Genomic DNA, 16,716 nt, shown 5'->3' on the forward strand with positions numbered 1-16,716 from the left:
TTATCTGCAAATTCAGTAATGAGAGGACGTGTAAACGCAATAAGGACGTTCAAGGGCTTAGTTGCGGATTTGAGGTTTTTGTTATTTCATGAACTATTTTTCAGTTATCTTTGTTGCAACTTAATTTAAAAGCAAAGCGAAAGATGGATATTTCAGCTTTATATAAGTGTTTTACGGAATGTGGCAAGGTAACTACCGACAGCCGTAACTGCCCCGAGGGTTCTATGTTCATAGCTCTGAAAGGGGAAACATTCAATGGAAATGCATACGCGCTTCAGGCGCTGGAAAAGGGTTGCCAGTATGCCGTAGTAGATGAAAAAGAATATGCCGCCGATGGGCATCCGCGTATCTTGTTAGTAGACGATTGCTTGAAAGCATTGCAGGAACTGGCTAATTATCACCGGCATAAAATGGGTACCCGAATCATCGGCATCACGGGAACCAATGGGAAGACTACTACCAAGGAATTGATAGCCTCAGTGCTGCAAAAAAGATATGAAGTGCTTTATACACAGGGTAACTTGAATAACCATATCGGTGTTCCTCTGACTTTGCTGAGGCTGACTCCCGAGCATGAACTGGCTGTCATCGAGATGGGAGCGAACCATCCGGGTGAAATCAAGGCACTGACCCGTATTGTAGAACCAGATTACGGTATGATCACTAATGTGGGTAAGGCGCATTTGGAAGGCTTCGGGTCTTTTGAAGGGGTCATCAAGACTAAAGGTGAGTTGTATGAGCATCTGCGTTACAATGGCAAGCATATTATTTTCATAGACAAGGACAATGAGTATCTCACAGCTATCTCTCAGGGCCTTACCCGTATTTGTTATGGTATGGAAGGAGGAGAGGGACTTTATATCAGCGGCAAGCTGGGCGCTTGTGCTCCGTTTCTTTCGTTTGAGTGGGAACACGAGGGACAGAAGTTCGAAGTGAATACCCACCTTATCGGCAGTTATAACATGAAGAATGCATTGGCCGCCATTACGGTGGGCCGGTTCTTCAGTGTACCGTCCCGGCAGATTTGTGAGGCACTGGAGGCGTATGTTCCTCATAATAACCGCTCGCAATTGACAGAAACCACGGATAATAAACTGATAGTTGATGCATACAATGCGAATCCTACCAGTATGATGGCGGCTTTGGAGAATTTCCGGTTGATGAATGTCGCTCATAAAATGGTTATTCTGGGTGATATGAAAGAACTGGGAGAAACCAGTCATGAGGAACATCAGAAGATTGCGGATTATCTGGATGAATGTAAATTTGACCGGGTACTTCTGGCAGGAGAGGAGTTTGGCAAAGTGATTCCGTCCTTTGAACATTTTCAAGATGTGGTTGCATTGAAAGAGTCGTTGGAAAGATATAAGCCGAAAGGATATTATATTCTGATTAAAGGTTCCAACAGTATGAAGTTGGGCCAGCTTCAGGAAATATTATAGTTAACCGGTTGGCAGTTTCATTCACAGTAGGAGGATGAATGTGTCAAAAGTCCAAAGTAACTATTAAATGTGCTGTTTGCACCTGTATAGGTATATTGTCCCACCTGGGTGGAACTGCCATTTCACAAAGGTGGAACTACGCTCTCACCTAGGTGAAATGCCCATTCCACCCAGGTGGGATTTCTATATATACTGTATGGAAACATGAATGGTAAAGATCCTTTTGGAAATGATCCTTCACATAGTCTGCCTCTATGGTAAATGTAATTTGGGGCGTGATGGCGTGTAGTGCAACCTGCCTTGCCTTTTCATAGAATCTTTCTTCTTTATTATTTCTCTGAATTTTTCTTTAAAATAGATATAATAATCGGTTTTGACCGTTTTCTGACTCCTTCCTGCCGAATTATTATCCCGTGTTATTACAGAAATCAGTTACTTTTGCAATGTTATCAATAGAATTGCTATGAGGAACTTATTTCTACTAATCGCATTATGCTGTGTGGCTTTTTCTGTTCGTGCCCAACGTCTGGTTGAAGTGGGGAAAGGCTTTAGCAGTACTTCGGTAAATACTACTGTATTCCGTAATAACTCCATTGTGACGCATGGAAACACACAATACATTTCTTATTATGACGCTGAAGGATGGCTGATGTTAGGCAAACGCCGTCTGGGCACTGGGGAATGGATTTTGCACCGTACCCAATACAAAGGACATGTAAAAGATGCACATAACATTATCAGTATGATGGTGGACGGCGACGGCTATCTTCATCTTTCTTTTGACCACCACGGACATAAACTGAACTATTGCCGCAGCATTGCCCCCGATACACTTGTTTTGGGAGATAAAGAGCCGATGATAGGCAACGAAGAAGAGGATGTGACCTATCCTGAATTTCATTTGTTGGCTGATGGCGGTTTGCTTTTTGTATATCGCTCGGGCGCTTCCGGAAGAGGAAATATGGTAATGAACCGATATGATGTGAAATCCCGTAAGTGGGAGCGTGTGCAGGATGTCCTTGTAGATGGAGAAAACGAGCGGAATGCCTATTGGCAGTTGTATGTGGACCAATCAGGAACCATCCATCTTTCCTGGGTGTGGCGTGAAACCTGGCATGTGGAAACCAATCATGATTTATGCTACGCCCGTTCTTTTGACGGAGGTAAAACCTGGTATAAGACCAACGGACAGAAATATGAGCTTCCTATCCGCCTGGGCAATGCCGAATATGCCTGCCGTATTCCTCAGAATGCCGAACTGATAAACCAGACCAGTATGAGTACGGATGCCGGAGGTCATCCGTACATCGCTACCTACTGGCGCAATCCCGATAGTGATGTTCCCCAATACCGCATCGTTTGGCACGATGGTGTGAACTGGCACAACCGACAGGTTTCCGAACGCAAGACCCCTTTCTCGCTCAAAGGGGGAGGAACCAAGATGATTCCCATGTCCCGTCCCCGGATGGTGGTGGACAATGGAGAAGTGTACTATCTGTTCCGTGACCAGGAACGTGGAAGCAAAGTTTCCATATACTATACCAAAGACGTACAGTTTGGTGAATGGCACGTGAAAGACCTGACGGATTTTGCCGTAAATGCGTGGGAACCCAGTCATGACACGGAGTTATGGAAAATGAAGAAGCAACTTCATATTTATGTACAGGATACCCGACAGGGAGATGGCGAGAAGCAGGTGGAAACAGAACCGCAAATGGTTTATGTGTTGGAATTGTAAATAATGTGCTGATTTGCCAATGACCATGCGGCATATAGCGCAAGCACATTAGTACATTAGTAAATTGGCAAATTGATAAATTATTAATATGATGAACAAATTATTGAAACAAACCCTTGTTTGTGCAGGTACCTTGCTGCTTTCCATGCAGGTTGTCGCCAAACCTTCTTCCGAAGCCAAGGAAGTACGGGGGATTATAGACAAGGTAAACACTTATTGGCAAACGCATAACAAGCCCGAAGTCCGTTCGTTTTGGGACAATGCCGCTTACCACACCGGAAACATGGAGGCATACTTTCTGACCGGTAATGAAAACTACCGTGCATATTCTGAAACCTGGGCTATACACAATGAATGGAAGGGAGCCAAGGAAAAGGATAAGTCTAAATGGAAATACTCTTACGGTGAGAGTGATGAATATGTATTGTTCGGAGATTATCAGGTTTGTTTTCAGACGTATATCGACCTTTATAATATTCTTCCGGACAACTATAAGATAGCCCGTGCCCGCGAAGTGATGGAGTATGAGATGAGTACACCCAATCATGATTACTGGTGGTGGAGCGACGGTCTGTATATGGTAATGCCTGTCATGACCAAACTGTATAAGGTGACGGGCAATCATCTCTATTTGGATAAATTGTATGAATATATTGTATATTCGGATAGTATCATGCTCGACCGGGAAACCGGCCTGTATTATCGGGATGCCAAATATGTTTATCCTAAACACAAGACTTCCAGCGGAAAGAAGGACTTTTGGGCACGTGGTGACGGATGGGTGCTTGCCGGACTGGCGAAGGTGCTGAAAGATCTTCCCGCTGATTACGAGCATCGTTCTTTTTTCGTAAACAAGTATGTGAAACTGGCCGAAGCAGTCGCAGCTATCCAGCAACCGGAAGGCTATTGGACCCGTAGCATGATGGATCCCACTCATGCTCCCGGACCGGAAACCAGCGGAACGGCTTTCTTTACTTACGGCTTCCTTTGGGGAATCAATAATGGCTATCTGGATGAGGCAGTGTATAAACCGGTGATAAATAAAGCATGGAACTATTTGGCAAAGACTGCTTTGCAGAAGAATGGCAAGATTGGTTACGTACAGCCGATTGGTGAGAAGGCTATTCCGGGACAAGTAGTCGATGCTGATTCTGAAGCTAATTTCGGGGTAGGCGCTTTTCTGTTGGCTGCTTGTGAATATGTTCGTTATCTGGAAGCTCCTGAAAATCAGGATCGTGCCTACTGGTGCAATCTGCTTTATAAGATGGCAGCTCCCGTACTGAGCAATATGGCGGAAGGTAATCTGAAAAAGAATATGCTGGTAGAGGTGAGTCCTAATTGGGATGGACGTAACAAAGGAGTGACTTATATGGAAACCTTCGGACGCCTTATGGCAGGTGTCGCTCCCTGGCTGACACTTCCCGATGATGATACGGAGGAAGGCCGGATGCGCAAGCAACTTCGTGAATGGGCTTTGAAAAGCTATGCCAATGCAGTAGACCCTGCCAATCCCGACTATCTGTTGTGGAGAGGACACGGCCAAGCTTTGGTAGATGCGGCATACGTGGCCGAAAGCTTTCTGCGTGCTTACGACCAACTCTGGATGCCTTTGGATGATACTACCAAGAAACGTTATTTTGAAGAATTTACCCAATTGCGCCGGGTAGATCCGCCTTACACCAACTGGTTGCTGTTTTCTTCTACCATCGAGAGTTTCCTGGCAAAGGCAGGGACGGAATGTGACGAATACCGTATCAATTCGGCTATCCGCAAGGTGGAGGAATGGTACACGGGAGATGGCTGGTATGCGGACGGCCCTTCTTTCGCTTTCGACTATTATAGCAGTTATGTCTTCCATCCCATGTATCTGGAAACGTTGCAGGGCATGAAGGATGCAGGGAAATACACTCGTATTCATTATAAAAAATATTATGACCGCGCCTTGAAACGTGCTAGGAAATTCAGCCTTGTACTGGAACGCTTGATTTCTCCTGAGGGTACTTTCCCGGTATTCGGCCGTTCCATTCCTTACCGTTTGGCCACTATGCAACCCTTGGCGCTGATGGCTTGGTATCAGCAGTTGCCCGAAGGGGTGAGCAACGGACAGGCGCGTGCCGCACTGACTTCTGTGATGCACCGGATGTATGACAACACCGAGAACTTCAATGAGGCGGGCTTCCTGACCATAGGTTTTGCAGGCCGTCAGCCCAATGTGGCGGATTGGTACACCAATAACGGCAGTCTTTATATGACATCACTGGCATTCCTTCCGCTGGGGCTTCCTGCCGCACATCCGTTCTGGACAGATGCCGCACAACCTTGCACACAAGCCAAGGCATGGGGCGGACAGCCTTTCCCGAAAGACCATCACTGGAGTGATGATATACGCACTTGGGATTTATTCTGATTGTTTTCAGATGCGAATGACGCAGAGGTGATACGAAGTTGTTTTTTATACTTATCCGTATCATCTGCGTTGTTCGTGTTTAAAAAATAAAAGCTTTGTGTCATCTGTATCTGAAAATGGCAAAAAGATAGTAGCTTTGTATCCATGAAAACAAAACTTCTCCCTATTCTGAGATATATAGTACTTGCATTGCTTCTTCTGTGCATTGTACTTTGCCGTTTTTTTCCCGTCATGGCCGAAGGGTATGCTCGTCATATTTATCCGTGGCTGTCGGCGGCGTTGTCCGCTATAGCTTCTGTTTTCCCTTTTTCTTTAGAGGAGGTGCTGGTGGTCGTAATCATTTTATGGATGATTATTTATCCTTTTCTTAAACGCCGGAAGAAGAAAAGCTGGAGATTCATTGTGGGCAGGGAAGTGGAGTTGCTGGCATGGGTCTATATCTGGTTTTATCTGGGGTGGGGTTTGAATTATTTCCGTTACGATATTTACTGGCGGATGGAGGTGGAACCTGCCGGTTACGATGAACAGGCATTCCGTCGTTTCCTTGCTTCCTATACAGATAGTCTGAATCAGTCCTATACGGCTGAGGTGAAAACGGATCCTGAAAGGATGCGGCAGGAGATAAAGGAGATTTACCGGCAGGTTCCGTCTATGTATGGTTTGGCTCTTCCCCAGGATTATCAGCATCCCAAGCAAGTGTGGTTCAATCCGCTTTATTCGGGTGTGGGAGTATTGGGATATATGGGACCTTTTTTTGCGGAGTCGCAATTGAATGAAGAATTGCTTCCTGTACAATTGCCATTTACGTATGCCCATGAACTGTCTCACCTGTTGGGGGTAAGTAATGAGGCGGAAGCGAATTATTGGGCTTACAGGGTTTGTCGCTCTTCAAAGCGGCCGGCGGTGCGTTATAGTGCCTATTTCGGTCTGTTGCCCTATGTGCTGGTCAATGCATCTTCTGTGTTGACGGAAGAGGAATTTCGTGAATGGATTAAGACGATCCGTCCCGAAGTGGTGAAGGATTATGAATATAAACGTATGTATTGGAATGAGCGTTATAGTACCCTGTTGGGTGAAGTGCAGAATAAAATTTATAACCTGTTTTTAAAGGGTAACAACATTCCTTCCGGTAGAAAGAATTATGCGGAAGTGATCGGGATACTGCTTTCTTTGGAAGAAAAATAGAAACAGAATGTTCAGGCTGGACTTGAATTCGATTGTGACAGTTATAACTTGATCCAAGAGTTCTATAACAAACGAGCTTTATATTGTTGCTCCACTGCTACCACTTTTCATCGGCATTTCAGCAGGAAGGGTGGTAGCAGTGGCAGCAGAAATATAAAACTCTAAAGAAGAACTGCTCAGGATGATTCCAAGCAATGATCAGAATCCGCCAGGGAGTCTACTGTTTCTGTTTCACATAATCCGAAGGCGACATTCCGTATTCGTCCTTGAAACATTGGCGGAAATAGGCCACACTGCTGAATCCTATCATATAGGCTATTTCTGAAATAGTATATTGTCCGGACATCAGCAGTTCCACTCCCTTGCGCATTTTTACCTTACGGATAAATTCGTTGGCGGACATATCTGTCAGTCCTTTTATCTTGCGGTAAAGGGTGGAGTGACTCATGCACATCTTGTCGGCAATGAAAGCGATATCCATCTTTTCCATTTCCAGATTCTCTTCGATTATTTGCGTGATTTTCTGCAGGAATTCATTATCCAGTTTGTTTAACGAACTCACGGCACTTTCCTGTTTGGGCTGCGTATCGGCCAGTGCCAGCAGAGAGGCTATTTTCTTACGGGTTTCCAACAGGTTGTTGATGCGACTGTGCAGCAGCTTGGCACTGAACGGTTTGGTAAGATAGGAATCTGCTCCGGATGCATATCCTTCTTCCTTGTCTTGTAAAGAATCTTTAGCCGTCAGTAAGATTACAGGGATATGGCTGGTGCGCATATCCTCTTTTATTCGCTTGCAAAGTTCGATACCGTCCATGACCGGCATCATGATATCACTGACAATGATGTTGGGAATTCGTGCCTGTGCCAGTTCCCAGCCTTCTTTACCATCCTTGGCAGTGATTACTTCATAGATATCTGTAAAAGAGCTCCGGATGTATTCCCGTATGTCGGCATTGTCCTCTACCACCAGTACAATGGGATGATTTTCGGTTGGTGTATCGGTAATGGTGGTTTCCTCTGCATCTATCGGCTTCTTTTCCATATCATGTTGGGCATGGATAGCGTTGGGATACGTATTCTCGGTGAGCAGGCGCAGCGTGAATGTGGTTCCCGTATCCACTGCGCTTTCTACTTTCAGGATTCCTTCGTGCAATTCGCTCAAACCTTTGACCAGAGCAAGCCCGATGCCCGAACCCGATGCCTGATATTTGCTTTTTGCCTGATAATAGCGATCGAAAATGTGTGGTAACGCTTCGGCGTCAATGCCATGGCCGGTATCACTGACACTGATTTCCGTGTATTTTATCTGGTTCTCTTCTACTGAACGGAGTGATAAGGTGATATCTCCCTCGGAAGTATATTTGGCAGCATTGCTCATCAGGTTGTCCAGTATGATGGTGATCATGTCCGCGTCATAGAAGATTTCCGTATCTTCTGTTTCGATATGAATGTGATAATTTACCTTGTTATTGGGATTCAACTCTTTGTAACGTAATCCCACTTCCTGTACCAATTGTCCCAGATCTCCCTTGGCCACAGATAATTTACGGTTCTGGGTCTCGGTCTTGCGGAATTCCAGTATGCGGTTTATCAGATTCAGCAGACGGGTGGCGCTATCATGAATGATGCTGATTTTGTTGGCGTGTTTGGGAGATAAGGTGGCATCACTCAACAGGTCTTCCAATGGACCTAGAATCAGCGTGAGCGGAGTACGCAGTTCATGGGTGATGTTGGTGTAGAAGCGCAGGCGTTCTTCATTCAGTTCTTGTTTGTTCAGACTTTGCTTGCGCTCCACTTCTAGTGAACTCTCTAAGTCCAGTTTACGTTTATAAAAACGGAGCAATGCATATAATGCGAAGATAAACAATATGACATAACCCAATTTGGCATACCAGGTAAGCCAAAGGGGAGGAGCAATTACCACTGTCAGTTGTGCTGCATTCTCGTTCCATTCCTGATTGCGAAATCGGGTTTTCACTTTAAACACATAGTTGCCGTGCGGTATGTTACGGAAGGTGACCTGATTATCTCCTTGGGTGCTGTACCATGCATTCTCAAGTCCTTCCAGCATATATGAAAATTCTACTTGTGAACTTTGTGTATAATCCAACACATTGAAAGATATGTTGAAAGTGTTTTGATTATAAGGTAGCTCAACAATTCTGTTACTGATTGGAACCGGTAACCGGGTATCCCTGCTTTCTGTCTGTTTATTATAGATAAAGAATTGGGTGATGGTAACAGGGGAAACTTCGCGTGGTGATGATAGTTCACGCGGATTGAAATAACATGCCCCGTTTTGGGAGCCGAAAAACAGAGTACCGTCTGGAGTGATGCAAGTGGAACCATCCATGAAATCACCCATAGGTATACCGTCATGATAATTATAATTGTAGAATCTTTTGTTTTTTTCATCTAGACGAGAAATGCCACCATTGGTGCTTATCCATATATAGCCGTCATGGTCTTCCTGTATGGCACGTACCTGTGTGTTTTCCAAACCTTCCTTTGCACCGAATGACACAAAGACATTAGGTTGACTTACATTTTTAAAAATAATAATACCTTCCCGGGTGGCAACAAGAATGCGTTTGCGAGAATCTTCCATCATATAATTCACGGCATTGGATGGAAATGAATGGTCTGTTGTGAAATTATAAAGCTTTTTATCATCTTCATCAAACACACATACTCCTTTGCCGAATGTTCCTACCCATAATTTCCCGTTTTTGTCCCGTATGATACCGTGTACCATAATATCGGGTAACTGGGCGTTTAATTCTTTCTCGTACGACAATTGGTTATTAAAATAAGAATAAATTCCCGTTTGGGTACCTATCCATATCTTGCCGTTTATATCCTCACTGAAGGAGCAGATATCGAGGAACTCCGAGCCTTTATCTCCTATCCGGGTGATACGTCCGTCTTTGGGAGTATAAAGCAATATGCCATTTTTATAAGTGCCTAGCCACAGTCGTTCTTGTTTGTCTTGGTAAATCACATTGATATGTGTTTGTGGGTGCAGCCGGCATTCGTGTAAAGAGAAGTTTTTGGTTTTCTTTCCTTTTTCATAAATTCCTAATTCACCTTCTCCTCCCAGCCATATTTGGTGATTATCTGCCCATAATCCCCATACTTGTTTATTATTGATCTTACCTTGTTTTTCAATAGTATAGGCAATGGTGTTGAATAATGGCTGTGCATAACTGATAAAATCCACTCCACCGCGGTAGTTGCCAATCCAAATATTTCCGAATGAATCTTGTATGATGCTTCGTGCATTGGGTCCGGATAATCCATGGTTGTCATTCGTTACCGTAATATTGGAGAATGTAATCTTTTCTGGAGATATAAATGTATTTTCCCTGAGATTGAGAATACTCACTCCTCCCATGTTGGTACATATCCATAGAGTGCCGTCTTTCATTTGTTTGATATCAAGAATCTGATCTGACAATAATGAGTTTTCATTTCCTTCTATGTGTTTGAATGTGATGAATTTTTCGCTTTGCGGATTGAAAAGTGCCAGACCGTTGTTGGTGCCTACCCATACATTCTTATTCTTGTCTATGCATAGAGCGCGTACTTCATTATCGGGAATGCTATAAGGATTATTGGGGTCATGCTGATAATTTTTTGCAGTACGGTCTTTAAGGGATACAATGCTTAATCCTCTGAGATGATGGCCAATGTACAGATTGCCGTTACCGTCTTCTTTTGATACCCAGTTATTACCTTCCAGACCTTTTACATTCTTAGAAGAATAGGGGGTAAACAGTTTGGTTTTCCGATCATAGTAATCAACTCCGAAATGATAATGTGTGATCCATAAGCCGCTGTCGGCAGCAACAGATAAGTCTGTGATATCATTACTGAGCATATAATTGCCCGTGGCAGGAATGCGTGATATGGTTTCTGTTTCATAATCAAAATAACAAAGTCCATCTCGTTGTGTGCCTATCCAGACTTTGTTTTCATAGGGGTCTGCAAGTACGACATTCAGTTCGTTACCACTCAATCCTGAATTATTCTTGGTATAGATGTTGAATTGACGTCCATCAAACCTGTTAAGACCAGATTCGGTTGCTATCCATAAGTAACCCTTTTTATCTTGAGTGACACTGACTACATAATTGCTGGACATACCGTCTTCCACTCCTAGGCGTTTGATAACATAAGGTTGTGCAGATGCATGGAACAGATAAATAAAACTTAATAATAATGAGATTGAAAATGAATATGTGTGTTTCATATAAAGGTACTTTTATGAGTACAAATATATAGTATTTTCTAAAATATTTCTGTTAATGTACATGACATATTCAGCATACGACAACTAAAAACTCGTTATGAACGATTTTTATATCCTTCTTGCTCAGTTTTTCTCTACTTGTCTTTTACAATATTTTTATATTTGTCTCGGGAAAATAAAACAGATTAAAAATTCTAATGCTTATGAAAACATAGACTTAGGTTCTTTGCAGGTTTGGTCCGGATGCCTTTATATACAATTCGGAGTTAGGAATGAGAGTTTATTACCTTAATTAAATCTAATTATAAAAGAAAGACGATGAAAGAAAATTCGTTTAAAAGAAATCGAAAGGCTATGATGGCTTTGCTGCTTTGCACAGGTTTCATTGTAACTCAGCCAATTAGTGTTATGGCTGAAGAGATTATGATTTTTGCTCAAACTGCTCAGCAACAAAAACAATCCGTTTCAGGAGTTATTAAAGATGCTACGGGGGAACCTGTAATTGGTGCTAGTGTGCTAGAGAAGGGGACTACGAATGGTACAATTACCGATTTTGATGGTAGATTTACGTTGAATGTAATTCCTGGCACTACACTAATAATCTCTTATATTGGTTATAAGACGATAGAAATGAAAACTGTAGCAGGACAACCAATAAATTTAACATTGATTGAGGACAGCGAAATGTTGGAAGAAGTGGTAGTGGTAGGTTACGGTACAATGCGTAAGAAAGACTTGACAGGTTCGGTAGTACAAATTAACCCTTCCAAGATTGCTGATCAAAATCCGACTTCTGTTCAAGATGTTTTGCGCGGTACACCAGGATTGCAAATAGGTTATGATGCATCGGCTAAAGGTAGTGATGCTTCTATTTTGCTACGTGGACAGAATTCTTTAGGTACCAATGCAAGCCCAATGATTGTATTGGACGGTATGGCTTTTTATGGTGAACTTTCTGAAATTAATCCTGATGATATTGCACAAATTGATGTGTTGAAGGATGCTTCTTCTGCTGCTATTTATGGTGCTAAAGCTGCTGCCGGTGTCATTATTATCACGACAAAGAAAGGTAAGGAGGGTAAGCCGGTTATTAATGTAGGTGCTAATCTTTCGGTTTCTAGAAAATCAGATTATCGCGATTATTTTGATGCGGCTGGTTATTTGAAATTTCATCAGGACTGGCGTAAAATGTATTATACGTATGGACAGGGTGAGGATGGTTTGTATGACTACTATCAAGCAAAAGATGGTAGTGGTAATTTGTTATATCCAGCTGGTTATTATGATGACCCCCGTACCTTGACAGAAGCAGAACAGAAAGCATGGGCTTCCAATATAGGTGTCAGTGGTATTGGTCTTAGTGAAGGTGAATCCATGCTTGGTCTGTTTGCCCGTCGTTTAGAATTCAATAATTCTCCGATGATGATGGAAAATTTTTTGAATGGTCGTATGGTTGATTGGAATGATGCTACTTTCCGCACTGGTTTCAATCAAGATTATAATGCAAGTATTTCGGGAGCTACTGAACGTGTGAATTATTACTTTTCATTAGGTTACATTAATAATGAAGGAGCTGTACAGGGTAATGAATACAATGCTTTCCGTTCTAACATGAAAATCAATGCGAAGATTACAGATTGGTTGGAGGTAGGAGCGAATGTTAATTTCCAGGACCGTTCGGATGGAGATATTCAAGTATCTCTTGGAAGTAATTATTGGGATAATAATATGTTGCGTAATTCTCCATATGCTTCCATGTATGATAACAATGGTAATTATGAGCAATATCCTATGTCTGGTTTGCCTACCAATGGTGGGTACAATTACTACTTTGATCGTCAGTATTACGATTTGGAAAAGGGGTATACCGTATTAAATACTATTTTTAATGCAAAAATTACTTTGCCAGCAGGTTTTTCTTATCAATTCAATATTGCTCCTCGTTATCAGTGGTTCTATGACCGTTATTGGATGTCTGCTGATTTGCCTAATGCATCTGCTGCTGATCGAGGTGTGAATCGTGGTTGGTCGAAAAATTTTGATTGGAATTTGAACAACACCATTACATGGGACAAGATATTTGGCGAGCATCATTTCACCGCAACCTTAGTACAAGAGGCTGAAGAACACCGATATTGGAGTGACAATGTTAATGCACGTAACATCACGCCGAGTGATGCTCTAGGTTTCCATTATACGCAAGGGGCTAACAAGACTCAGAGTGGCTTTAGTACTAATGATACTCATTATACTGCTGCTTCCTATTTGGGGCGTTTATTCTATAGCTTCAAGGATCGTTATATGTTTACAGGAACATTCCGTCGTGACGGTTATTCCGGTTTCGGTTCTAATAATCCTTGGGGTAACTTTGGATCTGTTGGGCTTAGCTGGGTATTCTCTGAAGAAAACTTTATGTCTGATGCTCACGATTGGATGGATATGGGTAAGTTGCGTTTGTCTTGGGGAACTAATGGTAACCGTGAATTTGGAGATGTTTACTCTACGTTGTCTAATTTGTCACTGGCAGGTGGAAGTATGGTATATTACCAAAATGGTAACTCGAACGTTGTCAATCCACTTTATATGAGTCGTTTGGCTGCACCTAATTTAGAATGGGAAAAGACTAAAGCGTGGAATATCGGTTTGGATTTTTCATTTTTGAATGGAAGACTTACTGCTAACATGGATTATTATTTGAAGAAAACAACAGACATGATAATGAGCCAGCGTTTGCCGAGTTTTTCTGGCTTCGGTTCCATCATGGCCAATTTGGGTGAAGTACAGAACCAAGGCTTTGAAATCGCTTTGAATTCTACAAATATTCAAAATAGGAATTTTACATGGAATACTTCCGTAGGATTTTCTATTAATAAGAATAAAATTAACCATATCTACTATGATTATGACGAGAATGGTGTAGAGAAGGATGATACCTCCAATGGTTGGTTCATCGGTCAGGCAATCGGTACTATATGGTATTATGAAACCGATGGAGTTTGGCAGAATACTCCTGAAGACATTGCTTCTGCTGCTTTGGTAGGGCAGAAACCGGGTGATCCGAAAGTGGTGAATCACTATACTGAAGATGACCGGATTTTGGAAGATGGTACTCGCATACCTGTCTACAATGATAATGATAAGGTTTATCAAGGGACTACAGCTCCTCCTGTTTACTGGAATTTACGTAACGATTTCACTTTGTGGAAGGATTTGACTCTTTCTGTTTCATTATACTCTTATATGGGACACAAGAGCCGTGCTGGTTATTGGTTGAATCAGGAGAACGGAGGGTCACAGGTAACTAACGGCTTTAATGTGGCAGCTCGTAAATATTGGACTCCTGATAATCCGACTAATGATTATTGTCGTTTGAATGCTGCAGGTCCCAATACGGGGCTGGCTAATGGTGTAGATAAAGTTTACAACCGTAGTTTCGTTCGTTTGGATGACATAACTTTGGGTTATACTTTGCCACAGAAATGGACTAGGAAATTTATGATAGACCGCATCCGTCTTACTGCAAGTTGTAAAAACGTCTGCACCTTTGATAATTGGGAATATGGTGATCCCGAAACTGGCGGATTGGCTACACGCACTTTTAACTTTGGTATTAATGTAACACTCTAATTTCTGAAAAATATTATGAAAACAAGCAATATGATATTTACAAAAGCATGTATGGTACTGGCTGCGACTGCTTTGGTGAACGTTAGCTGTACGGATGATTTTTTGAAACAGGACCCTTTATCGTTTTACAATCCCGAAAATACTTACACAACAGAATCTGGTTTGCAATCAGCCTTGGCTATGTGTGATTATGGCTTGAAAGAAATGCTGATGGACGGAAATAGTAACGTGATGCCTATGGCTTCCCTTTATTTCATGACAGATATTGGTCTGTATGGGAAAACCGATGCGGGCGATATGCAAGACGATTTTGCCAATAAGATAACTCCGACATCCGGTATGAAAGGTGGTGGGGATGAGAATGCTATGTCACGTTTCTGGGACCGCACATGGAATAGTGTGACTTTTGCAAATACTATTATCTCCAATGTAGGTAAAGTAGAAGGGTTGGATCCCACTTTGCGCGATGAATATTTAGGACGTGCTTACTTTCATCGCGCCTATGCCTACTATCACGGTGTATTATTGTTTGGCGATATACCTTTAATTACGAAGCTGATTGAAGTACCTAAACAAAACTATAAATCCACGAGTAAAGAGGCAATCTTCCAAATGTTGGTGCATGATTTGGAATTCGCTGTAAAACATGTGTCTCCACAGAAAGAGATCGGTTATATAGGTACTGTCAACCAAGAAGCATGTAAGCAATTGCTTATCAAGTGTTATTTAGTTGTAGGTGAATATCAGAAAGCTGAACAATTAGCTACCGATTTGATTAACAATCATGGTTTGGCTTTAATGAATGCTCCGTTTGGAACGAATGTTTCTTCTGGTAATCCGGAAACATGGCCGGTAGAACGTAATGTAATTTGGGATTTGCATCGTGGAGTAAATATAACTGATGCTTCTAATACGGAAATGATTATGCCTATTTTGAATTATTATGCTGAAGGTTTCATCTCCTATCCGCAGATGCGAGCTATGTGTGTGCATTGGAGTAATGGTATTATCCGTGATCCTCATAACTTAGGATCTCCAACTTATAATTATGCACGTACTGCTGGGGAATATGATGCGAAATTAGATTGGGTACGCGCTATGGGACGTGGTATTGGTTGTTTCCGCACTTCTTATCATTATAATCAGACCATTTGGAATTATGATGGTGAAACAGATTGGCAGGATATGCGTCATAATCGAGAAATAGGTAATTGGATGGAAATGACGGATCTTAAATACAATAATCCAAATTCTGCTTATTATGGGAAAAACATGATGCTTTATGCACCAGAAGATTATTATGATCCGGAATCAGGTGATTTGTTGGTGAGAAAAGGGGATTTGCTTTGTTCTGATACTATTCGTAGTTGGTTCCCGACCCCATTGTACAAAGTATATATACTTGATCAAAATGCTGAAGAAAATATGGGGGCTAATCAGTTTAATGGAGCAACCAAGGGCAATAGTGTGTCTAATGGTAATCTATACTTGTTCCGTTTGGCAGAAACTTACTTACTTCGCGCTGAGGCTAAGTTCTACCAAGGTAACCCGATTGGCGCTGCAGAGGATGTGAACGTAGTTCGTCGTCGTGCTAATGCCAAAAAGATGTTTACTACTGTAACTATCGGTGACATTGCTGATGAACGTGCTCGGGAATTGTATTTGGAAGAATGGAGACAGCCTGAATTGACTCGTATTTCTTGGTGTCTTGCTCGCAGTGGTCAGCCGGATGAATGGGGAGAAACTTATAATCTGTCTACTTGGGATAAGCAGAGTGGTACGGATTTGAATGGAGGAAGCTACTGGTATAAGCGTACTACGCGCTACAATATTTTCAATCATGGGCCTATTGTTTCCAACAAGGAATTGAATTATCAAGTAGATAAACGTAATCTGTTTTGGCCGATTCCCAACTCGGCTATTACTGCTAATACAGGTGCGCGGTTGCGGCAAAATTATGGATATGACGGCTATGATGAAGCGATTCCGATGTTTACTAATTGGGAAGAAGCAGTGGCTGATGAAGAATTGACAAAATAATGATAGTTTTCAACAGGCGTTGTTG

7 protein-coding genes are annotated in these 16,716 nt (G+C 42.2%); 6 read left to right on the top strand and 1 reads right to left on the bottom strand.

Features of this window, described 5'->3' with window-relative positions:
- Window positions 1-143: 143 nt before the first annotated feature.
- The 4 genes from AB5935_RS09150 (at window position 144) to AB5935_RS09165 (ending at window position 6,772) form a co-directional block, all read left to right on the top strand.
- Complete coding sequence (locus tag AB5935_RS09150; RefSeq protein ID WP_008655962.1) at window positions 144-1,442, top strand: UDP-N-acetylmuramoyl-tripeptide--D-alanyl-D-alanine ligase; 1,299 nt, start codon at window positions 144-146, stop codon at window positions 1,440-1,442.
- A 463-nt stretch (window positions 1,443-1,905) separates the two neighbouring features.
- Entirely contained in the window at window positions 1,906-3,180 is a 1,275-nt protein-coding gene (locus AB5935_RS09155; RefSeq protein ID WP_038611611.1) for a BNR repeat-containing protein, read from the top strand.
- Window positions 3,181-3,271: 91 nt separating this feature from the next.
- A complete protein-coding gene (locus tag AB5935_RS09160; RefSeq protein ID WP_007856321.1) occupies window positions 3,272-5,587 on the top strand; it encodes a DUF2264 domain-containing protein in 2,316 nt (771 codons plus the stop codon).
- Window positions 5,588-5,731: 144 nt separating this feature from the next.
- Window positions 5,732-6,772: a DUF3810 domain-containing protein gene (locus AB5935_RS09165; protein WP_022185219.1), complete on the top strand. Its 1,041-nt coding sequence runs from the start codon at window positions 5,732-5,734 to the stop codon at window positions 6,770-6,772.
- 217 nt (window positions 6,773-6,989) lie between these two features.
- On the opposite strand, the gene AB5935_RS09170 is transcribed toward AB5935_RS09165, so the two are convergent.
- Entirely contained in the window at window positions 6,990-11,024 is a 4,035-nt protein-coding gene (locus AB5935_RS09170) for a hybrid sensor histidine kinase/response regulator transcription factor (protein ID WP_038611608.1), read from the bottom strand.
- Window positions 11,025-11,342: 318 nt separating this feature from the next.
- On the opposite strand from AB5935_RS09170, the gene AB5935_RS09175 reads away from it, so the two are divergent.
- Together AB5935_RS09175 and AB5935_RS09180 are read left to right on the top strand one after the other, a co-directional pair.
- Window positions 11,343-14,651: a SusC/RagA family TonB-linked outer membrane protein gene (locus AB5935_RS09175; RefSeq protein WP_038611605.1), complete on the top strand. Its 3,309-nt coding sequence runs from the start codon at window positions 11,343-11,345 to the stop codon at window positions 14,649-14,651.
- A gap of 15 nt (window positions 14,652-14,666) precedes the next feature.
- A complete protein-coding gene (locus AB5935_RS09180) occupies window positions 14,667-16,691 on the top strand; it encodes a RagB/SusD family nutrient uptake outer membrane protein (protein ID WP_038611603.1) in 2,025 nt (674 codons plus the stop codon).
- Window positions 16,692-16,716: the final 25 nt, after the last annotated feature.

Origin of the sequence: Phocaeicola sp. RTP21198st1_B8_RTP21198_201120 (assembly GCF_040929485.1) — a bacterium.
In the GTDB taxonomy this organism is placed as follows: domain Bacteria; phylum Bacteroidota; class Bacteroidia; order Bacteroidales; family Bacteroidaceae; genus Phocaeicola; species Phocaeicola dorei.

Coding starts and splice junctions, on each gene's coding strand:
- AB5935_RS09155 (WP_038611611.1), top strand. CDS start 1,906: ATGAGGAACTTATTTCTACTAATCGCATTATGCTGTGTGGCTTTTTCT.
- AB5935_RS09180 (WP_038611603.1), top strand. CDS start 14,667: ATGAAAACAAGCAATATGATATTTACAAAAGCATGTATGGTACTGGCT.
- AB5935_RS09170 (WP_038611608.1), bottom strand. CDS start 11,024: ATGAAACACACATATTCATTTTCAATCTCATTATTATTAAGTTTTATT.
- AB5935_RS09165 (WP_022185219.1), top strand. CDS start 5,732: ATGAAAACAAAACTTCTCCCTATTCTGAGATATATAGTACTTGCATTG.
- AB5935_RS09160 (WP_007856321.1), top strand. CDS start 3,272: ATGAACAAATTATTGAAACAAACCCTTGTTTGTGCAGGTACCTTGCTG.
- AB5935_RS09175 (WP_038611605.1), top strand. CDS start 11,343: ATGAAAGAAAATTCGTTTAAAAGAAATCGAAAGGCTATGATGGCTTTG.
- AB5935_RS09150 (WP_008655962.1), top strand. CDS start 144: ATGGATATTTCAGCTTTATATAAGTGTTTTACGGAATGTGGCAAGGTA.